Source organism: Pseudomonas sp. IT-196MI5 (assembly GCF_949767415.1).
In the GTDB taxonomy this organism is placed as follows: Bacteria; Pseudomonadota; Gammaproteobacteria; order Pseudomonadales; family Pseudomonadaceae; genus Aquipseudomonas.
The window spans coordinates 65,257-87,308 of sequence record NZ_CATKPZ010000012.1 but is presented as its reverse complement, the minus strand read 5'-3'; the positions used below and the strand labels follow the sequence as shown (position 1 = coordinate 87,308).

Sequence of the window (22,052 nt, the reverse complement as noted above, 5' to 3'; positions counted from 1 at the left end):
CCAGTGTCGTTCATGCCTGTGCCGTCCATGAGCAGCCGGGGTGCTTCACTTCGCCAGGGCCTGCGCGGTAACGCGCGCAGGTTGAGCGCTGTGCTTGTGCTTGCCCTGCTGGCGCCGGCGATGGCGGCCGCACAATCCTGCAAGCCGCCGGCCTGGCCCCTGTGGCAAACCTATGCAACACGCTTCGTCCAGGCCGACGGCCGGGTCCTGGAATCGAGCCTTGAGAACAATCACAGCACCTCTGAAGGGCAGTCCTACGGCATGCTCTTCGCACTGATCGGCAACGATCAGCCACGCTTTGACCAACTCTGGCGCTGGACCTCGGCCAACCTCGCCGGCGCAGATACCGCCACACGCCTGCCGGGCTGGTTATGGGGCCAAGGCAAGGACGGTCAGTGGCGCCTGCAAGACGTCAATTCGGCCGCCGACGCCGACCTGTGGATCGCCTACGCCCTGCTCGAAGCCGCACGCCTGTGGCATCGGCCGGACTATCACCGGGACGCCCTGCAGCTGATGGCGACGATCGAAGCGCAATTGGTCGTCAATTTGCCCGGGCTGGGTCCGATGGTTTTGCCCGGACCACAGGGCTTCGTCCAGCCGGACGCGCTCTGGCGCCTGAACCCCAGCTACCTGCCACTGCCGCTGTTACGGCGGCTGGCCAAGGAAGCACCTTCCGGGCCCTGGCAAGCGATTGCCGATAACACCGCGACGATGATTGCCCAATCCAGCCGCCACGGTTTCATCGCGGACTGGGTCGGTTATCAAGGCACTTCAGCGCAATCGGGTGTCTTCGTGAGCGACCCGGTCAACGGCGACACAGGCAGCTACGACGCCATTCGCGTGTACCTCTGGCTGGGCATGAGTGATACCGCCGAACCGCTGGCGGCGTTGCTGCTCAAACGGCTGGACGGTATGGCCCGCAGCACTGTCGCGACGGGTTCCCCCCCGGAAACGGTCCAGGTTATGCACGGCAGTGTCCAGGGTCAGAGCCCTTTCGGCTTCCGGGCTGCACTGATTCCCTACCTTCAGGCCAAGGGGCAACCCAGGTTGGCCGATCAGCAACGAGACCGCGTGGAACTCGCCTTGCGTGAGGCGCTGGCCAGGCCCGATGCCGACGTTGGTCCGCCGCGTTACTACAACTTCATGCTCAGCCTGTTCGCGCTCGGCTGGGCAGATAAACATTATCGATTCCGGGAAGACGGAACGCTGAAACTCTCCTGGGAGACCGCATGCACGCGCACCACCGCACGCTAGCCATCGCCGTCATGAGCGCATGGACGGCCGCTGCTGCCCACGCTCAAAGTCCGACGCCACAGACATTGCTCGTCGAGCAAGGGCAGTACTGGCAGTTGCACAAAAACCCTCAACGCGCGGCGGAAGTCTGGCTGAAAGTCCTGTTGCTGGACCCGGTCCAGGTTGACGCACTGTATGGCCTGGGCTTGATCGGCGTGCAACAGGACAAGCCACAACAGGCGCAGCAATACCTCGCCCGCTTGCAGGCCATCCAGCCTTTGCCTCGGCAGGCACTGCAATTGGCGCAGGACATCGCCCTGGCACAACCGCAGAACCAGCAGCGCCTGGAAGAGGCTCGGCGCCTCGTCGATGCCGGTGAGCGCGACAAGGCGACCGTGGTGTTTCGCTCGCTGTTCGATGGCCGTCCACCTCAAGGTACGATCGGCCGCGAGTATTACAACAACCTTGCCTTCAATCAGGCGGACTGGGCTGAAGCACGCGGTGGATTTCAGCGCCTGCAACGTGAGATGCCCAACGATTCGATCGTCGCGCTGTTTTACGCCAAGCATCTGGTACGCCATGAAGACAGCCGTGCCGAGGGCATCCGCGCCCTGGCCGCGCTGACCCAGCGTACCGACATTGCCGGTGATGCCGACGAAAGCTGGCGCCTGGCGCTGACCTGGATCGGTCCGCCCGATCCGGCACAAGTGCCGTTGTTCGAGGCGTACCTCAAGACGCATCCGGATGACGTGGAAATCCGCGCACAGATGAACAAGGGCAAGCAACAGGCAGCGACGACGGCCAGCAAGGAATGGCAACCGCCCGCCGAAGTCGCGCGCGGCCTGAAGGCGCTCAAGGAAGGCGATCAGGCCACCGCCGAACAGGCTTTTCAGGCGCGCTTGAAAAGCCGGCCCGACGATGCCGACGCGCTGGGTGGCCTTGGGGTCGTTCGCCAGCAGCAACACCGCCTGGACGAAGCGCAAAAGCTCCTGGCTCAGGCCACGCGACAACAGGGCGGCAGCCACTGGCAAGTTGCGCTGAACGAAGTGCGCTACTGGTCTGCGTTGCAGCAGGCCCGCGACGCCCAGGCCAAAGGCCAGACAGCCCAGGCACAGGACTTGGTCAACCAGGCCCTGCGGCTCAATCCAAACGGGGTGGACGCTCGCCTCGCCCTGGCGGACATTCAGACCGGCGCGGGCCAGTTCGATGACGCCCAGCGCAACTATCGCCAGGTGCTGAGCCTGCGCCGCGACGACCCTCAAGCACAGGAAGGGCTGGTCAACGTGCTGCTCAAGAGCGGCAGGAACGATGAAGCCCTGCAACTGATCAACAGCCTGCCCGCCACCGGACAGGCAAAGATCGGCCAGTCCACACGCCTGCAAGCCTTGCGCGCGACGCAACTGGCCGCCCTCGCCGAACAACGCAACGACCTGCCCGCTGCACGTAACGCCTTGCAAGACGCGCTGCGCGTTGAGCCGGACAACATCTGGACGCGTTTCGCCCTGGCCCGCCTGAACCTGGCGATGGGCGAACCCCAGAAGGCTCGGGACCTGATCGATGCCATGCTCCAGGCCCACCCCGACAATGCCGATGCGCTTTACGTCAGCGCCTTGCTGTCGGTCCAGATGGGTGAGTGGAAAGCCGCCCAGACAACCTTGGGACGCCTGCGCCCCAACCAGCGCACCCCGGACATGCAAGCGCTGGCCGCTGACGTCAGCTTCAACCTGCAACTCAGCCAGGTGATCGAGTTGGGCAAGCGCGGACAGCGCCAGGAAGCCCTGACCTTGCTCGAGCGCATTCAGCCGACGGCCAACGACAGTCCAGACCGCACAGCCAGCCTGGCCTCGGCCTACGTCGACATCGGCGAGCCGGGCCGAGCGCTGGCCCTCATGCGCGGTCGGTTGCAACAGACCACAGCGCCCTCGGCGGACTTCATCCTGCAATACGCCGCTGTCCTGCTTAAAACCGGAGAAGACACGCAGGTCAACCAGATTCTGCGCGACCTTCAGAACAAGCCCTTGAACGCGCCGGCCCGCAAGCGATTCGACGACCTGCTCTATCTCTATCGCATCCGCCAGGCGGACCAGCTGCGTGAGCGCGGCGATCTGGCCAACGCCTATGACACGCTGGCGCCCGCACTGGCGCAACGTCCCGGTGACAGCGCGGCCGTCGCGGCCCTGGCGCGGATGTACTCGGCAAACGGCGATACGGCAAAAGCCCTCGAACTCTACAAACCGCTGTTACAGCGCCAGCCAAACGACCCGCAACTGCTGCTGGGTGCTGCCGACGCGGCGGTGCTGGCACATGACGCGGCCTTTGCCGAACAGGCGCTGCAACAGCTGCTCAAGACCGAATCCGGGAACCCTCAAACGCTGACCGAGGCCGCACGCCTCTACCAGAACATGGGCAAGACCGGCACGGCGGCTGATCTGCTGCGCAAAGCCGTGGCCATCGAACAGAGCGAGAAACGCAGAAGCCAGGGCGGTCAACTGGCCGGCTCGACGGTGGCACCCAACCCTTTTGCCGGGGTGTCGGGTTCACGTAACGAGGTCAGTCGCGACACCTTGCTGGCAGCCATCCCGCCACCGGCTCAGGAGATGCCGGGCAGCGCCCCTTTTGCCATCGGCGCCCCGCCAAGGCCGCAGCAGGCGAGCAATCCATTCGAGTCGCAGTTGCCCCGCGCAGCACGAGTGAGCGAGGACATAAGCCCCGCGCAACTGGCGCTCGATAAAATCGTTCAGGAGCGCAGTGCCTACGTCACCCAGGGCGTGAGCATTCGCAGCAACAACAGTGAGTCGGGGCTGAGCAAACTCACCGATATTGAAACACCGCTGGAAATCAATATCCCACTGGATGAGAGCCGCGTTGCGCTACGCGTGACGCCCGTCTCGCTGAACGCCGGCAGTGCCAACAGCGAGGCGCTGTCGCGTTTTGGCAACGGTGCGCAGAGCGGCAGCGTCGGTTCGCAGAAAGCCGAGGGCGTCGGTCTTTCCGTCGCCCTTCAACGGCCCGCCGATGGGCTCAAAGCCGATCTCGGCACCACCCCGCTCGGTTTCAAATACACCACTGCCACCGGCGGCATCAGCGTTGATCGCCCCATCAGCGACACCTCTAATGTCCGCTACGGCGTGAGCGTTTCCCGGCGTCCGGTGACTGACAGCCTCACCTCGTTTGCCGGCACCACGGACAAACGCAGCGGGCAGTCCTGGGGCGGTGTGACCGCCAACGGCGGACGTGGTCAATTGAGCTTTGACGACAGCGAAGTCGGCGCCTATGGCTATGCCTCCTGGCACCAGCTATTGGGCAACCATGTCGAGTCCAACAGTCGCAGTGAACTGGGCAGCGGTGTGTACTGGTACCTGCAAAATGCAACGGACAGCAAACTGACCGTCGGCTTGAGCATGACCGGCATCAGCTACGCCAACAATCAGGACTACTTCACTTACGGCCACGGCGGCTATTTCAGCCCGCAGACGTTCTTCGCCCTGGGCGTGCCGGTGACCTGGGCACAACGCACCGGGCGCTTGACGTATCAAGTCAAGGGTTCGGTCGGCGTGCAGCATTTCGAGCAGGACAGCGTCGACTATTTCCCCAACGACAAAGCCCTGCAGGCAGCCTCGGGCCTGCGTTACGAAGGGCAAAACAAAACCGGGATCGGCTACAGCGTCGCCGCGGCGGCTGAATACAAGGTCGCTGCGAACTTCCTGCTGGGCGCCAATCTGGGCCTGGACAACGCCCGCGACTACCAACAAATCAGCGGTGCCCTGTCCTTGCGCTACCAGTTCGAGGAGATCAGCGGCCCCATGAGCCTGCCGGTCAGCCCGTACACCTCGCCTTATTCCAACTGATCATTCTGGAGCTTTCGATGCCCACTTCTGCCCTTGCCGGTCTGACTCTCCTTGTCCTTGGGGAGAGCCATATGAGCCTCGCGGACCATTTGCTGGAGCCGCTGCACGACAACCTGACTCGCCAAGGCGCCCAGGTCCACTCCATCGGTGCCTGCGGCGCCAGCGCCGGTGACTGGCTGATCAGCAAGAAGGTCGACTGCGGTGCCGAGCGCAAGGGCAACGACAAGATCGTGATCAAGGGGCGCGAGGCAACCACCACACCGATCCAGGACCTGATCGCCGCCGACAAGCCCGACCTGGTGGTACTGGTCATCGGCGACACCATGGCGTCCTATGACAAACCGGTGTTTCCGAAGGCCTGGGCATGGCAAAGCGTCACCGGCCTGGCCAAGGCCATCGCCGCCACCGGAACCCGCTGCGCCTGGGTGGGTCCGGCCTGGGGCAAAGCCGGTGGCATGTACCAGAAAAATGATGCCCGCACCCAATTGATGTCGCAGTTTCTGGCCGCGAACGTGGCGCCTTGCACCTACATCGATTCGCTGACGTTCTCCAAACCCGGGCAGTGGATCACCACCGATGGGCAGCACTTCACCGTCGCCGGTTATCAATCCTGGGGCAATGCGATTGGTGGCGCGTTGGCCAAACTGCCCGCCGACACCGTCAGCAGCACGGGAGCCGGCAAATGACCCGGTTCGCCTGTGGCTGGGCGCTGTTCGCGCCCTTGATACTGAGCCTGCACGCCCAGGCCGCCGACATTGCCCTGTACCCGACGGGCCCGGATCAGGACTCGGCCTTCCTGCGCTTTATCAACGCCGCCGACCAACCGTTGCAGCTGCTGGCCGAAGGCTCGCGCGCCAGCCTCAAACTGGAAGGCTCGAATGCCGTGTCCGACTACCTGCCCGTGCCCGCCAATCAGCCGATCAAGGGCACCCTGGAACGCAACGGCAAAAGCCAGCCGCTGGACATCCAGGTGGCAGCAGGCGAATTCGCCAGCGTGATCGCCTTGCCAGACAGCGCTCAAGGCATTCGCCAGGTCGTCATCCGTGAGCAACCCGACGACTTCAATAGCCTGAGAGCCTCGCTGGCGTTTATCAGCGCCGATCCAGCATGCACCCAGGCCGGTTTGCGCGCTGCGGGGAGAAACGCGGACCTGTTCAAGGAGGTGGCCGACGGCAGCGTGCAACGCCGAGCGATCAACCCGGTCAACCTGTCGGTGCAATTGGTCTGCGCCCAAACCAACGTCGGTGCCCCGCTGGACCTGGGCCAGCTCAAGGCTGGCGAGCGCTATAGCGTTGTGCTGCTGCCTGGCGCAAATGGCCCTCACCTGTTGCTCGCGACTGACGTCCTGGCCCACTGATCGGATCGCGCCACCACCATGGTTTTTGCCTCTCTCGAGTTTCTGACGTTGTTCCTGCCGCTGTTCCTGTGTGCCTATGCACTGTGCCCGGCGGCCTGGCGCAACGTCACGCTACTGATCGGCAGTTGGCTGTTCTATGGCTGGTTGAGCCCACGGTTCCTCGCGGTGCATGTAGTGCTGACGATCACGGCGTGGGTCGGCGGCTTGCTGATTGACGCCTTGCGCGAAGATGGCAAGGGCCGCGTGCGGCTACTCGCGACGCTGATCGTGTTCAACACGGCGGTGCTGTGCTGGTACAAGTACGCCAACATCGTTGCCGGCACCTTGATCGATACCTTCACCGGGTACGGCGCCATGCCCCCGGACTGGCAGCGGGTCATCATGCCGGCGGGGCTGTCGTTTATCGTCTTGCAGGCGATTTCCTATCTGGTGGATGTGCATCGCCGTACCGTGCCGGTCGAACGCAGCTTCATTAACTACGCCACCTATATTTCGATGTTCGGCCATTCGGTCGCCGGCCCCATCATTCGCTATGACTGGGTTCGGCGCGAGCTGAGTCAGCGTTACTTCAACCGGCAGAATTTCTCGCTGGGCGCGCGCCGGTTCATGGTCGGGATGTGCATGAAGGTCCTGGTGGCCGACACCCTGTCGCCGGTAGTCGATGTGGCGTTCAGTGTACCGAACCCCAGCTTCTCCGACGCCTGGATCGGCTGCCTTGCCTATTCCTTGCAACTGTTCTTCGACTTCGCCGGCTACAGTGCCATGGCCATCGGGCTGGGACTGATGCTGGGATTTCACTTTCCCGAGAACTTCGACCGTCCGTATCTGGCCAACAGCATCCAGGACTTCTGGCGTCGTTGGCACCTGTCACTGTCCAGCTGGTTACGTGACTATCTGTATATTGCGCTGGGCGGCAATCGCAACGGCACCTGGAAAACCTACCGCAACCTGTTCCTGACCATGGCCATCGCCGGCCTCTGGCACGGCGGCGATAGCTGGAACTATCTGCTGTGGGGCAGCGCCCATGGCATTGCGTTATGCGTTGATCGTGCCTGGAGCCGCTGCGCCCTGCCCGCTGTACCGCCGGTGCTGTCCCATGGACTGACTCTGCTGTTTGTGTGCCTGGCCTGGACACTGTTCCGCGCCCCCGACCTTCATAGTGCGCTGAGCCTGTATGCCGGACAGTTCGGCCTGCAGGGCATCGCCCTCGGTGACGAACTGTCCACGACCCTGCGCCCGGTACACGGCCTTGCGGGTTTGCTGGGAGTGTTCGGTGTCGTCGCACCGCTGCTGCGCCCTTACTGTGAGAAACGACTGGGCGGCCTTTCGCTCTACACCGCCGCCCTTTGGCCCATCGCCGGTTTCATGCTGTCGTTCGCACTGATCGCCAGTCGCGAAACCGTCCCCTTCCTGTACTTCCAATTCTGATGACGACCCCAAAGCACGCCCCGCCCCCCACTCAGCCAGATGATCTGGCGACACGCAGCAGTCGGTTGGCCGGCGTGGCGCTGTTGATATTCCTGGTCGTCGGCCTACTGTCCTCTGGCCGTCTGATCGTTTCAGGGCAGATCTCGCTGCTACCCGATAAGGTGCTGACCACGCAGATTCTTGACGGCGATATCACCCATCGGATCGCCAAGGAACTGTCGAACGCTCACTTTCCCACCACGCTTGCCGAGCTGGAGCGCGGTGCCAGTTGGCTGCTCCTGCGCGACACGGGGCCGAGGGTTCGCCCGGGTTGTCCTGACTGGCTGTTTTTGGCCGATGAACTCAAGATCAATCACCAAGCGCAGCGTAATGCCGATGCCAAGGCCCAGGCAGTGATTGATCTGAAGCAGCAGCTCTCCCAGCGTGACATCGGCCTGCTGGTGGTCATCGTTCCAGACAAGAGCCGCATCGCTTCCGGGGAGCTTTGCGCACTGCACCGCCCAGCCGCTCTCGAAGGGCGCATCCGGGCCTGGACCTCGAAACTGGATGCGGGGGGCGTGTCGAATCTGGACCTTACCGGTGCGCTGATGCCACTGGGGGCCGGTGCCTGGTTGCGCACTGATACGCACTGGAGCGAATCCGGTGCGAAGGCGGCGGCCGAGGCCATCGCACAGCGCCTCAATACCCTGGGCATCAGCGCCACGCCACGCAGGTCGTTCAACGAAAGTCATGCCTCGCTCGCGGTGCGACCTGGCGACCTGGTCCATCTGGCGGGCATCGACTGGCTGCCGCTCAAATGGCAACCCACCCCCGAAATGCTCGCCGAGACCCGCACCCACGAACTTCCCGTTGCGCCAGCCGCCAGCCCTGACACTGAGGCAGACCTGTTTGGCGATGCCGACCTCCCCAATACCGTGCTCATTGGCACTTCATTCTCGCGCAACTCCAACTTTGCAGGGTTTGTGCAGCAGGCATTGGGCGCCCCCGTAGGTAACTTCGCCAAAGACGGCGGAGCGTTCTCCGGTGCGGCAAACAGCTACCTCAACAACCCGGCCTCCAAAGAAACGCCGCCACAGCAAATCATCTGGGAGATCCCGGAGCGGGACCTGCAGTCGGCTTACATCGAGCCCATTGCCTATCGCTCGTTGCGGTAGGCCAATCGCAACCGGTCGAACCGCCGCCTGGTACGAGAAGCCCCGCCCCAAAGCGGTCGGGAAAAAAGGCCGCTGCCATCTCCATAAATGGGGCATTTCACCCACCCATCCGAGCGGTTATTACCTGATTTGAGGAATATTCCCCCCTCCCCCTTTTCTCTCGCGTCAAACACTCAGAGCCTGTTCATTCATTTGAGTTTTTTCTTTGCCCTATTGAAGTGGCTCATTAGTTGCAGCCCCCCTGGTACCCGCAACAGCTGTCGTCCCGGACATCATGGAGACGGCGGGCTCGGCATGACGCGAGGGGTGACTAATGAAACATGCGACACCACCATGCAACGCCATCGCCTTGCTGCTCAGGTCAAGCCCACCCTGTGCGATGCGCCTTACCCTGACCACCGCCAACGTTGTGCCGCTGGATGGTTTCGGCGCGCAGTTCATTCTGCGGGAGATCCTGATGTACTCCTTCTGGAGCGATTACGCATTGCGCGCAAAAGGGAGAATGGGTGATGGCTTCCTCTAATAAATCAATTGCACGAGTCACCAGAAGGCCGATAACCCTTTATAAGCAGGTCGCTCAGTTGAGCCTGATGTTTATCGCGTTGCTGATTATGCTGGCGTTGTCCGCTGTACTGGCGATGGAGTTGACCTTTGGAACGCTCTGACGGGTCTGGTAAAAAACCAATCATCCTTCGCTTCCAAAGCCAGCTGAACGGCATGGAAGGACACACTGCAACGGACACTGGATTTCAGAACTCTTAAGGTTTGCTTAAGGACTTTAAATGTCCCCGGCGGACAGACTTTCCTGAACGATCAGGAGAGCCGCCATGAACCCGCAATCGATGATTTCAAACCATCCATGCACGCTTGCCCGGCCGCTGGGTGCCCTGTCCGGCTGGCAGGAACGCCGCGCCAAGGAGCTGATGCTGCATGACATGGGCAGCTGCGTTCGCATCAGCGTAATTGCCGAACACTGCAACCTGTCCCGTAGCCATTTTTCCCGGGCGTTCAAAAAGGTAACCGGCCACTCGCCGCAAGGCTGGCGAGTGATGATGAAAATCGAAAAAGCCAAAAGTCTGCTGATCACCTCGATGCCGATCACCGATGTCGTCTATGAATGCGGTTTCTCAGACCACTCGCATTTCACCCGCACCTTCAGCCGCCTGGAAGGGATGACACCCAAGGCATGGCGGCGGGCCTTTGATCATGTAGCGAGCCACCCTGGCCAGCCACCCGTGATTGATCGGGACATACCCGAATGGAGAATTCGCGAAAGCCTGGTCGACGGCGTGGGACAGTCGCGCGCGCAAGAGTTGCACGCGTGAACTGATCGAGATCGACAAAACGAACTCCTCCCCTTTGGCCGCTCATGCGGCCTTTTTTTAGGTTCTTCACGGAATTCCGGGGAACACATATAACGAAATATCTGTAGGGGCTGTCGAAGGCTGCGATCTTTTTGATCTTAATCTTCAGCAATCTCCAGATCGCAAAAGCAAGATCAAAAGATCGTCCGAACGCGGCCCGAACCTTCGGCAGCTCCTACAGGGGAACGCGTGCACCACCAAACAAGAGGTCGAGCGTTAGCTCGCCTCGCGGTGCTGTTGCGGTGCACGCCCCCTCGTGAGGCCGAGCGCAGGTTCTGCGCAGTGGGCAACCCGGCATGGATGCCGGGTTAGCCGCCGCCGGCCATGGATGGCCGATGGCGGCGGGCCCACGGAGCAGGACCGGAGCGAGGGCATGCCGAGCCACAGCGAGGCACCGAACGTCAGGGGCAAGAGCCCTTGGTTACTTGGGGCTTTTCCAAGTGACCCGCCGTAAGGGCGGAACCCTGAGTGGCCGTTACCGCAACAATGGATATGTACACCAGGAAGAAAATGCTCGGCCGTCAGTTGCCATCGCTGGCAAGTCGGATCGCCGCACCGCAGCTTCTACAGGTATCGGTGTTCCCCCGGAATTCCATGAAAAACCTTTTTTTATCAAGCGTTGGCCGGTGCCAGTGGCAGGTTGAAGCAAATCCGGGCGCCCTGCTCGCTATCCTCGACCACCAGCGTCCCGCCGTGCGCGCCGATCACCGACCTGCAGATGGCCAGGCCCATTCCCATGCCGCTGCCTTTGGTGGTGTAGAACGCATCGAAGATCTGCTCGCGCTGGTGCGCGTCAATTCCGGGCCCGTTGTCCTGGAAGCAGACCTGGACATGAGCGTCCTTCACCGCTGAGCCGATGATGATGCATCCATTGGGCAACCCTGCTCCGGCGATGGCCTCCAGCGCATTGGTGATCAGGTTGAACACCACCTGCTGGATCTGTACCGCGTCGACCGACACCGGGCATTGCGCATCGAGCCGGGTTTCCAGGCTCACGTTGCGGTTCGCCAGGTCGGTGGCGGTCAGGCGCACGACCTCATCGATCAAGTGATCGATTTGCACCGGCAACCGTTGCAACGGCACCTGTTTGGCGAGTACGCGAAGCGCCTGGACAATGTCGGCGGCGCGGGCGCTGTCCGAGCGAATGTCTTCCAGCCCCTGAATCGCCTCTTCCAGATCGGGTTGATCGCGCTTGAGCCAGCGCAGGCTGGCCGAGGCATTGGACACGATGCCCAGTAGCGGTTGGCTGATTTCATGGGCAATCGAAGCAGAAAGCTCGCCCATGACCTTGAGGTGCGAGCTACGCGCCAGTTCCGCCCGGGAACTGCGCAAGTCCGCTTCCATCTGCGCGCGCAGCTGGTTGTCCTCGACCCGCTGTTCATACAGCTTGGCAGTTTGCAGTGACACCGCCGCTTGAGAGGCGAGAATTTCCAGCATGGTCAGGCGTTGGGCGCTGAACAGTTTGGGGACCAGGCTGTTTTCCAGATACACCAGGCCAATCAACGTGCCTTGCTTGAGCAACGGCAGGCACAACACCGACCGTGCCTGGCGCTGTTGCAGATCGGCGCTGTAGGCCTCGGGACAATCGATGCGGGCATCGTCGAGCACCAGGGGCGTGCGCGTGCGCATCGTAGTGTTGAGCACCGAGGCCGGCGCCATCCGTTCGAGCGGCTGCCCGGCGTCCAGAGCGACCCGTACATTGCCGGCTTCGACCGAAGCCGTCGCCGCCAGTTGCAGTTCTGCACCGCTGACGATCATCAGCACGCCATTGTCGGCGCCGGCCTGAATCATCAAGTGATTCATCAGGGTTTCGACCAGTCGGTCGAGCAGAACCTCCTGCGACAGTGCACGCGCCGCTTCGATCCCCACCTCAAGATCGAGGCGGACCTGGGTCACAGGCCGGACCGGCTCGAACGACGGCTGCGCACTCAGAAACGGGTGCAAGGTTTCCAATTGACGTGCCTTGCCTTCGGCGCCCCACAGGTTGTAGCAGTCGCGCGCGACACGCAGGTGGTGGCTGGCACCCGACACTAGCCCGTTGGGTAGGCAGATACCGGCCAGCTGTTCATGGGCCAGCGCCTGCTCATGGATGAAACCGGCCGCCGCCGCCGCGATCTGCGACTGATCGAAACAACGGATGGCTACCAGTTCCTGACCGCGCAAACGGGCGATGACGCCCTCGATCAGCAGCAATTTGTTGCGGAAGGTTATGGGATTGAGTTCGACCCACGGCAGGAACCGCTGGCGTTGCCGCTCGAGTTTTTCCAGTTTTTCCGCCACCTCGCCCGGCGCTTGCGCACTGCCCAGCGCCAGGCTGTAGAACAGGTAGTAATCGGCGAGATTGATATGCGCCGGAATGGACCAGGCCAGTGCGGCGGCGTCTTCGAAACGTCGCAATGCGTAAGGGATATCGCCGAAATAAAACGCCGACATACCGCAATACAGCCACGAACAGAACAGTGTCGGTTGTGACACGCTGCGGCGATCGATGGGGCCGAACCTGTCATGTTCCGTGCCGTCCAGTTCGGCCAACGGCCGATGCAGGCGCCCGTCGCGCAGATCGGTGGCGAATGCCTGTTGCGCCAGCAGGATGCGCTCGATATCGATGTAATGAAATTGCCGCACCCACGCCAACCCATGCTCCAGTTCGTTCAACACGCCTTGCAAGGGTTCGCCCATGAACAGCAGGTCGGAGCCGATGTGGTTGCAGGCATAGCAGGACATGCCCAGGTCGCCACCGGCCTGGCCGCATTCGAATGCGGCGAACGCCTTCTGTCGAGCGTAGGCCATCGGTCGGGTCCACGGGCTGACTTGATCGAGCGCTACCAGCGTGCCTGTGCGCCCTGCTTCATAGCCATGCTTGTCAGTGAGTTCAAGTGCCAATTCAGCAAAGGCTTGTCCGTCCAGATATTCGCCATAGCGTTCGGCAATCATCACGCCATACCAGGCAAACCCGTAACCGCTGCCCGGCGTCGTGCCATGCAGCAGCGTAAGTTCAACCATTTTCGCCAGATGCAACAAACCAATATCGTCGTTGACGAAGAACGAGGACGTCAGCGTGCTGAGCAGTTCCATGGCCGCTTCGACAGGCGGGTCATTCGCTTTGGGTAAATGCACCAGATCAGCGATCTGACGTGTACCGACGAGTGCGCGTACCTGGGAAAACGCCAGGGTCAGCTGTTCCTGCGAGGGCTTGCGCTGCAGGGGAATATCCAGCAAGGCCAGACCGTTCAGCGCCTCGGTGATCGCCCCCTCGTAATCGGAGTGCAGCGTGCGCAAGGTGGCGAGCAACCGATAGGTTTTCGCGCGGTCAAGCACTGTGGTGGCGTGGTTCAGGCAGTCGTCGAGACGGCGTTGGGCACCGGTCAGATCGGCCAGGAGCATGTCGCACTCGGCCGCCAGCCATCGGGTGGCGAACGCCTGGGTGTAGAGGCTCGACCAACCCGTCTGGCCGAGCAGACTATCGGCCGTGCGAAGATAGCCCACGGCCTGCTCGACAGCGGCGGTGTCCCGGGCGCGCTCGGCGGCTTCGACCAACAGCTCGACGAATGCGGCGCGGCGATGCGCCTCCAGCTCATCGGCGTCAATGCGCTGGACCTGACTGGCGACTTCGAACACACGCTCATGGATCTGCTCGCCCCAATGATCAAGCATGGCACCAGCAATACGCGCATGCTCAGTGGCGCGTCCCGCTGGCGCCGCAAGCTGACAGGCCGCCTCAAGCACACGGTCATGGGGAAACACCAGTTGCTCGCGCTCACGCAGCAGAAAACCTGCATCGACCAGGCTTTGCACAGCATGGGCGAATTGTTGCGGCTCACACGGTAACAGCCGATGCAGCAATGATTCATCACAGCGCCCGCCGACATAGCCGGCCGTGCGCAGCACTTCGCGCTCCATCGGTGACAGGCGTTCGAGTCGCAGTACCATCAAGTCCGCGACGTTGTCGGCGTAGCGATAACCGTCCACCTCCTGTTGATTCCAGACCCAGCGGCGACCCTGCACGTCGAAGCGCACCAGACGTTCATCGATCAATGCGCGCAACACCTGGCTGACGAACAGAGGGTTGCCGGCCGTCTTGTAATGCACGACTTGCGCGAGCGCCTCAATCTCCTTGGGGTCGGCGTCCAGTTCAGCGGCGATCAGCTGCGCGACCGCGGGCACCGACAATGGCCCCAGCATGAGGTTTGTACAGGGTAACGATTGCTCACGGCCCAGCACCTCCAGCACTCCCCCCTCGCGCTCGAGGGCCTGCGACTCGGCCGCGCGATACGCCAGGATCAGCACCAGATGCCGGGGCCGCCGGGCGACGAAGGCCTGTAAAAACGACAGCGTCGAATCGTCCGCCCATTGCACGTCATCCACAAACAGTACCAGTGGGCGTCCCGGCTGAGCGAAGACGTCCAATACATCGAGCAGGGTCCGGTTGGCGCGATCGAGCGCATGTCGGGCCGGCATGTTCGGCAGCTCAGGTGTGACCCCGATGACCAGCTCGGCCTCCGGCGCCAGTTCCACCAGAAGACTGCCCCGCCCCTTGAGCCGTTCGACCAGTTGCTCGCCCAGCGTCTGCAACTCCAGAGCCGGCTTGCCCAGCAACTGGGTCATCAGCGACTTGAAGATTTCTGCCAAGGGTGCAAATGGAATTTCCTGCTGCAACAGATTGCTCTTGCCACTGGCCCAGTAGCCGGACGCCAGGGGCCGGACACCCTGATGGATCAGCGTCGACTTGCCGGCGCCCGGCGCGCCACCGACCAGCAGCACCCGGGCCATGCCATCGATGCCCACCTGATGCATCAGCTCGACCAACTGCGTACGTTCGGCCTCTCGACCAAACAGCACATCGCTGCGGGCCAAGGAAGGCAACGCATCGAAAGCGCCCAGGCGGAACGCGTCGATACGCTCATGTTCCAGCCACTGCTGTTGGCACCAGGCCAGATCTACGGCCATTGATTCGGCACTCTGGTAGCGGGCACCCGGTTCTTTCGCCAGGCCTTTGAGCAGCACTCGGCAGATGCCTTCCGGCAGATCGGCGATATGAGTCGCCGGTGATTGCGGCTGGACAGCGGCGTGCACGTGCAGCCATTGGGACGGGTCACGGGCGGTGAGCGGCAGCCGGCCGGTCAGTGCCTGATAAAGAATCGCGGACAGCGCGTAGACATCGCTGCGCGCATCAAAGCTGGCGGCATCGCGTCGTACCTGCTCGGGGGCCAGATAAGGCCATTGCTCCAGGCCGGGCAGTTCAATGGCGGGCGTTTCCCCGGCGTGGCGGTGAAAATTCATTAGTCTGACCGAGTCGGCCGCATCCACCACCAAGTGGTGGGGTAGCAGGCTGGCATGTCGCACACCCATCTTCTGGGCGCTCGCCAGCGCGTTGGCCGCGGCTACGGCGATGGCCAGCAAGCGTGCCAGTGGCAGCCCTGTGTCACTGATCAAATCATTCAGCGGTACCCCAGACACGGGATAGATCAACAGAGGCCCCTCGGCCGAGCGGATGAACGCGACAGGGGCAATCGCCCAGGCCGAATCCAGCCTCAGGTGAAAATCGCGCTCCAGCCGCTGGCATAGAGCAGGCCGTTGAATCGGCGCCCGGGCGGCGAGCCAGCGTGTGCCCGATGCCCGATCCAGGAGCGTGAACCAGGCCAGGTCGTTTTCCCGGCGCAGTATGGTGAAGGTGCAACGCTCCAGCCAGGCTTCATCGTGTACGACACCAAGACTGTGGGAACCGGATGCTGAGAGAGGGCTGCTGGGCATGAACAATCACCGCTGAAGATTCGTTTCTGGCTGAGCCTGGGAGTATACGCAAGGCTCTGGTCCGGGGGCTGCGCTCAAGCAATCCTGTCCGTCTTCGGCACCAGAATGGCCGTTGAGGGCCCCCGCCGCCTGTGGTTTTTGCGCTCTGAAATCGCCGCGTGTTATCCCTCGGGATAATTGCATTATGCGAGGCCGGCCCTTAGGGTGCGTTCTCAGTTAGTTTTCACGCCGCGTTGTCGCCCTGATGAAACGACGTTCCGGCGTCACGCCCCGTCAACGCAGTGCAGAGGAACGTATGATCCGACTCGGCCAAGCCACTATTTCCCTGGAACGGCGCGAAGCCTTTCTTGATGGACGGCCGCTGCGTGTCGGGGGCCGAGCGTTCGAAATCCTCTCGGTGCTGATGCAGGCCGATGGCCGAATCGTCAGCAAAGATGAATTGATCACACAGGTCTGGCCTGACACCGTCGTCGAGGAAAACAATCTGCAGGTGCAGATTTCCTCGCTGCGCAAGTTGCTCGGAGAAAAAGAGCTCATCCAGACGGTCCCGCGCCGAGGTTACCGATTATTGAAAGAACGTGAACCGCCCCTGCCCCTGTTCCATCCTGCGGCCCCGGGCCCCCTGGCGTCCGAGGATCAGCAGAGGATCGATCCTGACAGCGTGCCGGTGTTCATCGTGGACGATGACGCCTGCGTACGCACAGCGCTCAGCCGACTGCTGCGGGCCGAAGGCATCGTGCACCGGATTTTCGCCTCGGCCGAAGAATTGCTCAGCGCTGACCTCGACGGCAGCCCCGCTTGCCTGTTGCTGGACGTCAGCCTGCCCGAGGCGACAGGCCTGGAACTGCAATCCACACTCGGGCGGCGCGGACTGCCGTGGCCGGTTATTTTCATGACCGGTTTCGGCACCATCCCGATGTCGGTGCAGGCCATGAAAGCGGGAGCGGTCGAGTTCCTGACCAAGCCTTTCAACGACGGCCAGTTGCTGGACATCCTGCACACCACCCGTCAGTGCGCAGCGACGACGTTCGAGCAATGGCAACGCACTCAGAGTGCCCGTCAAAGGGCCGCCCTGTTGACCCCCCGTGAGCGCGAAGTGCTGCCGCTGATCGTCGCGGGTCTGTCCAACAAGCACATCGCCAACCGGTTGGGCACCAGTGAAGTCACCGCCAAGGTCCACCGCAAACACATCATGGAGAAGATGCAGACGCGCTCGCTGGTGAGTCTGGTCAGCCTGTATGGCTTGCTCAGCGCCGAGCCGGCGTTTGGCACGCAGGGTACTTCATGACGATCGACACTGGCTGCACCGCCCCCGGATCATCCGGCAGCGTCATGACCATCGTCTGCATCGTGGACGACGATGCGTCCGTGCGCAAAAGCCTGGCCAACCTGCTTCGGTCGGCCGGATACCGCGCCCGGGTATTCGCCTCGGGCGAGGAATTCCTGGCCCTGGAAAACTTCAATGACATCGCCTGCCTGTTGCTGGATTTGAAAATGAACGGCCTGTCAGGGATAGACGTCATGCACGCACTGACGCTCAAGCACAGAAAATTCCCGGTGATTTGCATGTCGGCACATTGGGATGAAGCGACACTGGCCGAAACCGGTCGCTATAAACCCATCGAATGCCTGCGTAAGCCCTTCAGCAGCGATGCTTTGCTGAGCGCTATCGAGTTTGCACTTCAAAGTGAGTGTTGAAGGTTTTCCTGAGAGCCAATATGGCATCTGACCAGGGCAGACGGAGTCATCATGTCCCAGGCTGGCACGTTTGGCGGCGGGACGGACTATCTATAATGGATTGATCAGGGCTGATCGCAATAAGGACTGTCTGGAGTGCTCTGCAGGTGTTGCGCCTGGCACAGAGCGACCAAGGCGGACGTTCACGGGGACAGCGCTCTGACCGCAGGCAACGACCGTACTATAATTAATCTCTGTCAATGTTTGCGTGGCGAGCGCTCCAAAACGAATCAGGTGTCCATAGCGTTCACCTGACAGGCAGCGGACGGCACAGCAAATGGGATGGACAGTACGTCTGATTACGCGAGAGAGAGTTCAGCCATGAAAAATCACTCCTTCCAGCATTACGCTCATGGTTTGGAAATGGCCGTTCACGATGCATGGATTACCGCCAAGGTGAAGTCGGCCCTGGCATTTTCCGATCCGACCCTTAGCCTGCATATCAATGTCAAAACCCATGCGGGCGTAGTGGGGTTAAGCGGCCGCGTCAATACTCACAGACAATGTGAACAGGCCATTGGTCTGGCCCGTTCGGTTCATGGTGTCGCCGAGGTCGATGCCAGCGACTTGCAGACCCATGTGTTCACGCCAGGGAGTTTTCCAGAAGCACCCAACGCCGAAGAGAGCACTGAGCGCCGGCCACAATCGTCAACAAAGATGGACGACAAATGATAATGGCAACTTTGCAGGCGCCGCGCTCCCAGTCGGGAACCGAGGGCGGAGGGAAGCTCAATGCCTGTGTGCCCCCAGAGTGAATCGCCCATGGCTTCGTGGACATTTCCGACTGGCTGCTTCTGGCCGATTCTGTTGAAGAAGTAGCTCCCCTGTCTGGCCTTCGCAAAATCTCGGCATTGGCCGACGGGGGATCACACAGCAGCCAATCACCTTCTGCGCAGCATTGATCCGTGTCTCGATCTGAGCGACCTGCGCCATTGCCTCGCCGATTTCTACAGCCCGATCGGGCGTCCCTCGTTTGATCCCGAACGGATGATCCGCATGCTGGTCGTGGGCTATTGCTACGGCATTCGCTCCGAACGACGGCTGTGCGAAGAGGCCCATTTGAACTTGGCTTATCGCTGGTTTTGTCGGTTGAACCTTGAAGATGAAGTGCCTGATCACTCAACCTTTTCCAAGAGCCGACACGGCCGTTTTCGGGACAAAGCTCAAGGAAGGGCCGAGAAACCACTCAATGTGGTCAGCAGGTTCTCCAGTGGTGGTCGTGCCTGAGTTCGGACCAGCTGAAAATCCGGCTTTTTTCAACAGAATCGGCCAGGAGCGAACACTCGAACACATCACCTGATCGGCGGTTTTTGTAGGGCGAAGCGGTCACCCGTGTTCCGCTGCCAACAATGACCTGAACTGCGAAATGTTCTCTGAAGATAACCCGGCAGCTTCGAACACTGCGCAGGTAAAGCTAACGGGTGCAGGGCCTGGAGCAGTTATGATGCGGTCGGCAACCACAGCTACTGGACTGCTTCGATAAAGCGTGGACCCTTCATAACCTACGGCATTCTGTTGTAAGAAGTCAGCGCTGTTCGAGGTATGAGAAACCGTGTCGAGAAGCCCGGCCCTCGCAAGTGCCAGCGTTCCCCCACAGATACCGGCAATTGTCGCTCCACTTGAACGACTAGCATGAAGAAAGTCTCGAATATCCGGTGCTTCCGCACGTTCCCAGACCATTCCACCGATGACGACAACAACGTCCGGTTTCCAGTCCAGGCATTATTGCAAACTGCTATCGACAGTGACAGCCAGTCCACCCTGCGAGCGGAACTGCCCCGTAGCAGGGGCCGGGGCTTTACTGCCAAAGCGGATCAGCTCATTGGAGAAACACAGCCCGACGATGATCAGTGCCGCGGCGCAGAGTGCAAACATGGCGCCTTTGCTGAAGCCGGATTGCATTGATGACGGTCCCTGTCGTTGCTTTTGTCGTTAGATAGAAGCCAGCCCACATCGACGGCGCCAGGTTCGAGGATACAAAGATCCCGCCAAACCCGGCATTGATTGTGTGACTCGTCCTGGACAAGGGGCAAGCCCAGGCACTTACAGTGGCAAGGTATTGCAGTGCTTGATCTCCTTGAGCGAAAACCCGGTGTACATTTCCTTGATATTGCCCAGCGTACGTATGCGATGCATGGCGAGTTCATGGAATGCCTCCATGTCTTTGACGACTACCTGCAAGAGGTAGTCGTATTTCCCCGACACTTTGTGACAGGCAATAATGTTGGGCAGCGCCAGAACACCCGCTTCGAAATGATCCATGGCGTCCTCGCAGTGACTATCGAGGGTGACGCTGATGAAAGCAAAAAGTCCCAGCCCCATGGTCTTTGGGTTCAAGTGCGCGTGATACCCGACAATCACCTCCTCTTCCAGGCGTTTGAGGCGCTTCCAACAGGCTGGCGCTGACAGGCAGACACGAGCGGCGATCTCGGCGTTCGTCAGGCGACCATTCATTTGCAGAATTTCCAGAATTGAACGATCAACCTTATCCATTTCCACTCTGTGTTCTCTCCCTTTAACAATGAGTACGCGGCAGGGCGATTGGCCCCATCCCCCAGGTCCTTGATCAAGCATCCATTTCCAGGAACGACAAATACTAGAAAGGAAATTACATAAAGAACACATTTTGGATAATTAACGTCTGAAAAATAATTAAATACAGATCCGTTTCGAACGTTAATTTTCGAGGTACTGAAATACAATTTCTTGTCATTTCCGACACCCTGGCCACTGGCTCTGACAATAAAAACAAGTAACAACGGAGGCAATATTGAGCATTTTCAGAACAAAAGACCTGGACGCAATGATTGCTGCTGCCCGAGCGCCTGCCGGGTTGAAAAAAGTGCTGGGGCCGATGGATCTGGTCCTGATTGGTATCGGAGCAATCGTGGGGACGGGCATCTTTGTATTGACCGGAACCGGCGCACTGACTGCGGGACCGGCCCTCACGGTTTCATTCCTGTTAGCGGCGTTGGCCTGTGCATTTGCAGCGCTCTGTTATGCCGAGTTCGCCTCATCCGTACCGGTAGCAGGCTCGATTTACACCTACAGCTACGCGACGCTGGGAGAGCTGGTGGCCTGGATGATCGGCTGGGATCTGATGCTTGAATACGGGCTGGCCAGTTCGGCTGTGTCTGTTGGGTGGTCGGGTTACTTCCAGTCCCTGCTGAGCGGATTTGGGCTGAATCTTCCGCTTGTGCTTACGGCGGCTCCAGGCTCTTTGCCCGGTGTGGAAACCTGGCTCAACCTGCCCGCGCTGGTGATTATGCTGGCAATTACCTGGATGCTTTCCATGGGCATCAAGGAATCCGCGCGCGTAAACAACGTGATGGTGATCATCAAGATCGCCGTGGTGCTGCTCTTCATCGCCGTTGGTGTGCGACATGTTCAGCCGGCTAACTGGCAACCATTCGCGCCCTTCGGTGGCCAAGGCATTTTGAGTGCTTCAGCCCTGGTTTTTTTTGCTTTTATTGGTTTCGATGCGGTTTCCTCTGCCGCCGAAGAAGTGAAAAAACCGGCGCGTGACCTCCCCATCGGCATTATCGGTTCCTTGGCCGTTTGTGCAGTGTTGTACGTTGCCGTTTCAATGATCATGACCGGCATCGTGCCCTATGCCCAATTCCTTGGCGTTGATCATCCGGTCTCATTGGCGTTGCAATATGCCGGTGAAAGCTGGGTTGCCGGGTTCGTTGATTTAGGCGCAATCGTTGGCATGACGACTGTCATTCTGGTGATGGCGTACGGTCAAACCAGGATCATCTACGCGATGTCGCGCGACGGACTGCTTCCCCAGCGCCTGTCCAGGGTTCATCCACGATTCGGCACACCCTTTTTCGCCACCTGGATGGTCGGAATAGTCTTCGGGCTGATCTCGGCACTGATTCCGCTGAACGTCCTCGCCGAGCTGATCAATATCGGTACGTTGGCCGCATTCAGTCTGATCTCGGTGGCAGTGATCGTATTGCGCAAGACCCGACCCGACCTCCCTCGCGCATTCAGATGCCCGGGCGTGCCCGTTGTTCCGTTGCTCGCCATCGCGTTCTGCGTAACCTTGATGACCTTCCTCAAGCAGACGACCTGGCTGGTATTCGGGGCGTGGTTGGCAATTGGCCTGGTGATCTACTTCGCCTATGCGAGGCGCCGCTCGTTGTTGCATTAATCCGGCATTTCGCCAGGTCTC

Annotated in this window: 15 protein-coding genes and 2 pseudogenes; 14 read left to right on the top strand and 3 right to left on the bottom strand. The window is 60.8% G+C overall.

Features of this window, described 5'->3' with window-relative positions; all coding sequences use genetic code 11:
• The first annotated feature begins 12 nt into the window (after nt 1-12).
• The 9 genes from bcsZ (at nt 13) to ACM6IK_RS11290 (ending at nt 10,345) form a co-directional block, all read left to right on the top strand.
• Complete coding sequence (gene bcsZ, locus ACM6IK_RS11330; protein WP_414874376.1) at nt 13-1,254, top strand: cellulose synthase complex periplasmic endoglucanase BcsZ; 1,242 nt, start codon at nt 13-15, stop codon at nt 1,252-1,254.
• A complete protein-coding gene (locus ACM6IK_RS11325; protein ID WP_414874375.1) occupies nt 1,230-5,081 on the top strand; it encodes a cellulose synthase subunit BcsC-related outer membrane protein in 3,852 nt (1,283 codons plus the stop codon). The genes bcsZ and ACM6IK_RS11325 overlap by 25 nt, the downstream gene beginning before the upstream one ends.
• Nucleotides 5,082-5,098: 17 nt before the next feature.
• Entirely contained in the window at nt 5,099-5,767 is a 669-nt protein-coding gene (locus tag ACM6IK_RS11320; protein WP_223549681.1) for an SGNH/GDSL hydrolase family protein, read from the top strand.
• Complete coding sequence (locus ACM6IK_RS11315; RefSeq protein ID WP_414874374.1) at nt 5,764-6,438, top strand: alginate O-acetyltransferase AlgF; 675 nt, start codon at nt 5,764-5,766, stop codon at nt 6,436-6,438. Before ACM6IK_RS11320 ends, ACM6IK_RS11315 begins: the two co-directional genes overlap by 4 nt.
• 18 nt (nt 6,439-6,456) lie before the next feature.
• A complete protein-coding gene (locus tag ACM6IK_RS11310; protein ID WP_414874373.1) occupies nt 6,457-7,866 on the top strand; it encodes an MBOAT family O-acyltransferase in 1,410 nt (469 codons plus the stop codon).
• Nucleotides 7,866-9,020, top strand: coding sequence for an alginate O-acetyltransferase AlgX-related protein (locus ACM6IK_RS11305; RefSeq protein WP_414874372.1), 1,155 nt, complete (start codon nt 7,866-7,868; stop codon nt 9,018-9,020). The genes ACM6IK_RS11310 and ACM6IK_RS11305 overlap by 1 nt, the downstream gene beginning before the upstream one ends.
• 313 nt (nt 9,021-9,333) lie before the next feature.
• Nucleotides 9,334-9,543, top strand: a complete 210-nt coding sequence (locus ACM6IK_RS11300) for a hypothetical protein (RefSeq protein WP_414874371.1) — start codon at nt 9,334-9,336, stop codon at nt 9,541-9,543.
• Nucleotides 9,530-9,685, top strand: a complete 156-nt coding sequence (locus tag ACM6IK_RS11295) for a hypothetical protein (protein ID WP_414874370.1) — start codon at nt 9,530-9,532, stop codon at nt 9,683-9,685. Before ACM6IK_RS11300 ends, ACM6IK_RS11295 begins: the two co-directional genes overlap by 14 nt.
• A 162-nt stretch (nt 9,686-9,847) precedes the next feature.
• Nucleotides 9,848-10,345, top strand: coding sequence for a helix-turn-helix transcriptional regulator (locus tag ACM6IK_RS11290; protein WP_414874369.1), 498 nt, complete (start codon nt 9,848-9,850; stop codon nt 10,343-10,345).
• Nucleotides 10,346-10,996: 651 nt separating this feature from the next.
• Here the strand turns inward: ACM6IK_RS11290 and ACM6IK_RS11285 are convergent.
• A complete protein-coding gene (locus ACM6IK_RS11285; protein ID WP_414874395.1) occupies nt 10,997-16,048 on the bottom strand; it encodes an AAA family ATPase in 5,052 nt (1,683 codons plus the stop codon).
• Between the two features lie 382 nt (nt 16,049-16,430).
• On the opposite strand from ACM6IK_RS11285, the gene ACM6IK_RS11280 reads away from it, so the two are divergent.
• From ACM6IK_RS11280 to ACM6IK_RS11265, 4 genes and pseudogenes are all read left to right on the top strand, one after another.
• Entirely contained in the window at nt 16,431-17,423 is a 993-nt protein-coding gene (locus tag ACM6IK_RS11280) for a response regulator (RefSeq protein ID WP_414874368.1), read from the top strand.
• 44 nt (nt 17,424-17,467) lie between these two features.
• Entirely contained in the window at nt 17,468-17,833 is a 366-nt protein-coding gene (locus ACM6IK_RS11275) for a response regulator transcription factor (protein ID WP_414874394.1), read from the top strand.
• 360 nt (nt 17,834-18,193) lie between these two features.
• A complete protein-coding gene (locus ACM6IK_RS11270; protein ID WP_414874367.1) occupies nt 18,194-18,544 on the top strand; it encodes a BON domain-containing protein in 351 nt (116 codons plus the stop codon).
• A 156-nt stretch (nt 18,545-18,700) separates the two neighbouring features.
• A pseudogene (locus ACM6IK_RS11265) lies at nt 18,701-19,030 on the top strand (transposase); the annotation flags it as partial.
• Between the two features lie 168 nt (nt 19,031-19,198).
• Here ACM6IK_RS11265 and ACM6IK_RS11260 read toward each other — a convergent pair.
• Together ACM6IK_RS11260 and ACM6IK_RS11255 are read right to left on the bottom strand one after the other, a co-directional pair.
• A pseudogene (locus ACM6IK_RS11260) lies at nt 19,199-19,663 on the bottom strand (DJ-1/PfpI family protein); the annotation flags it as partial.
• A 252-nt stretch (nt 19,664-19,915) separates the two neighbouring features.
• Nucleotides 19,916-20,365, bottom strand: a complete 450-nt coding sequence (locus ACM6IK_RS11255; RefSeq protein ID WP_414874366.1) for an Lrp/AsnC family transcriptional regulator — start codon at nt 20,363-20,365, stop codon at nt 19,916-19,918.
• Between the two features lie 277 nt (nt 20,366-20,642).
• On the opposite strand from ACM6IK_RS11255, the gene ACM6IK_RS11250 reads away from it, so the two are divergent.
• Nucleotides 20,643-22,031 carry an amino acid permease gene (locus ACM6IK_RS11250; RefSeq protein WP_414874365.1) on the top strand — a complete coding sequence of 463 codons (1,389 nt, stop codon included), beginning with the start codon at nt 20,643-20,645 and terminating at the stop codon, nt 22,029-22,031.
• The last annotated feature ends 21 nt before the right edge of the window (nt 22,032-22,052 follow it).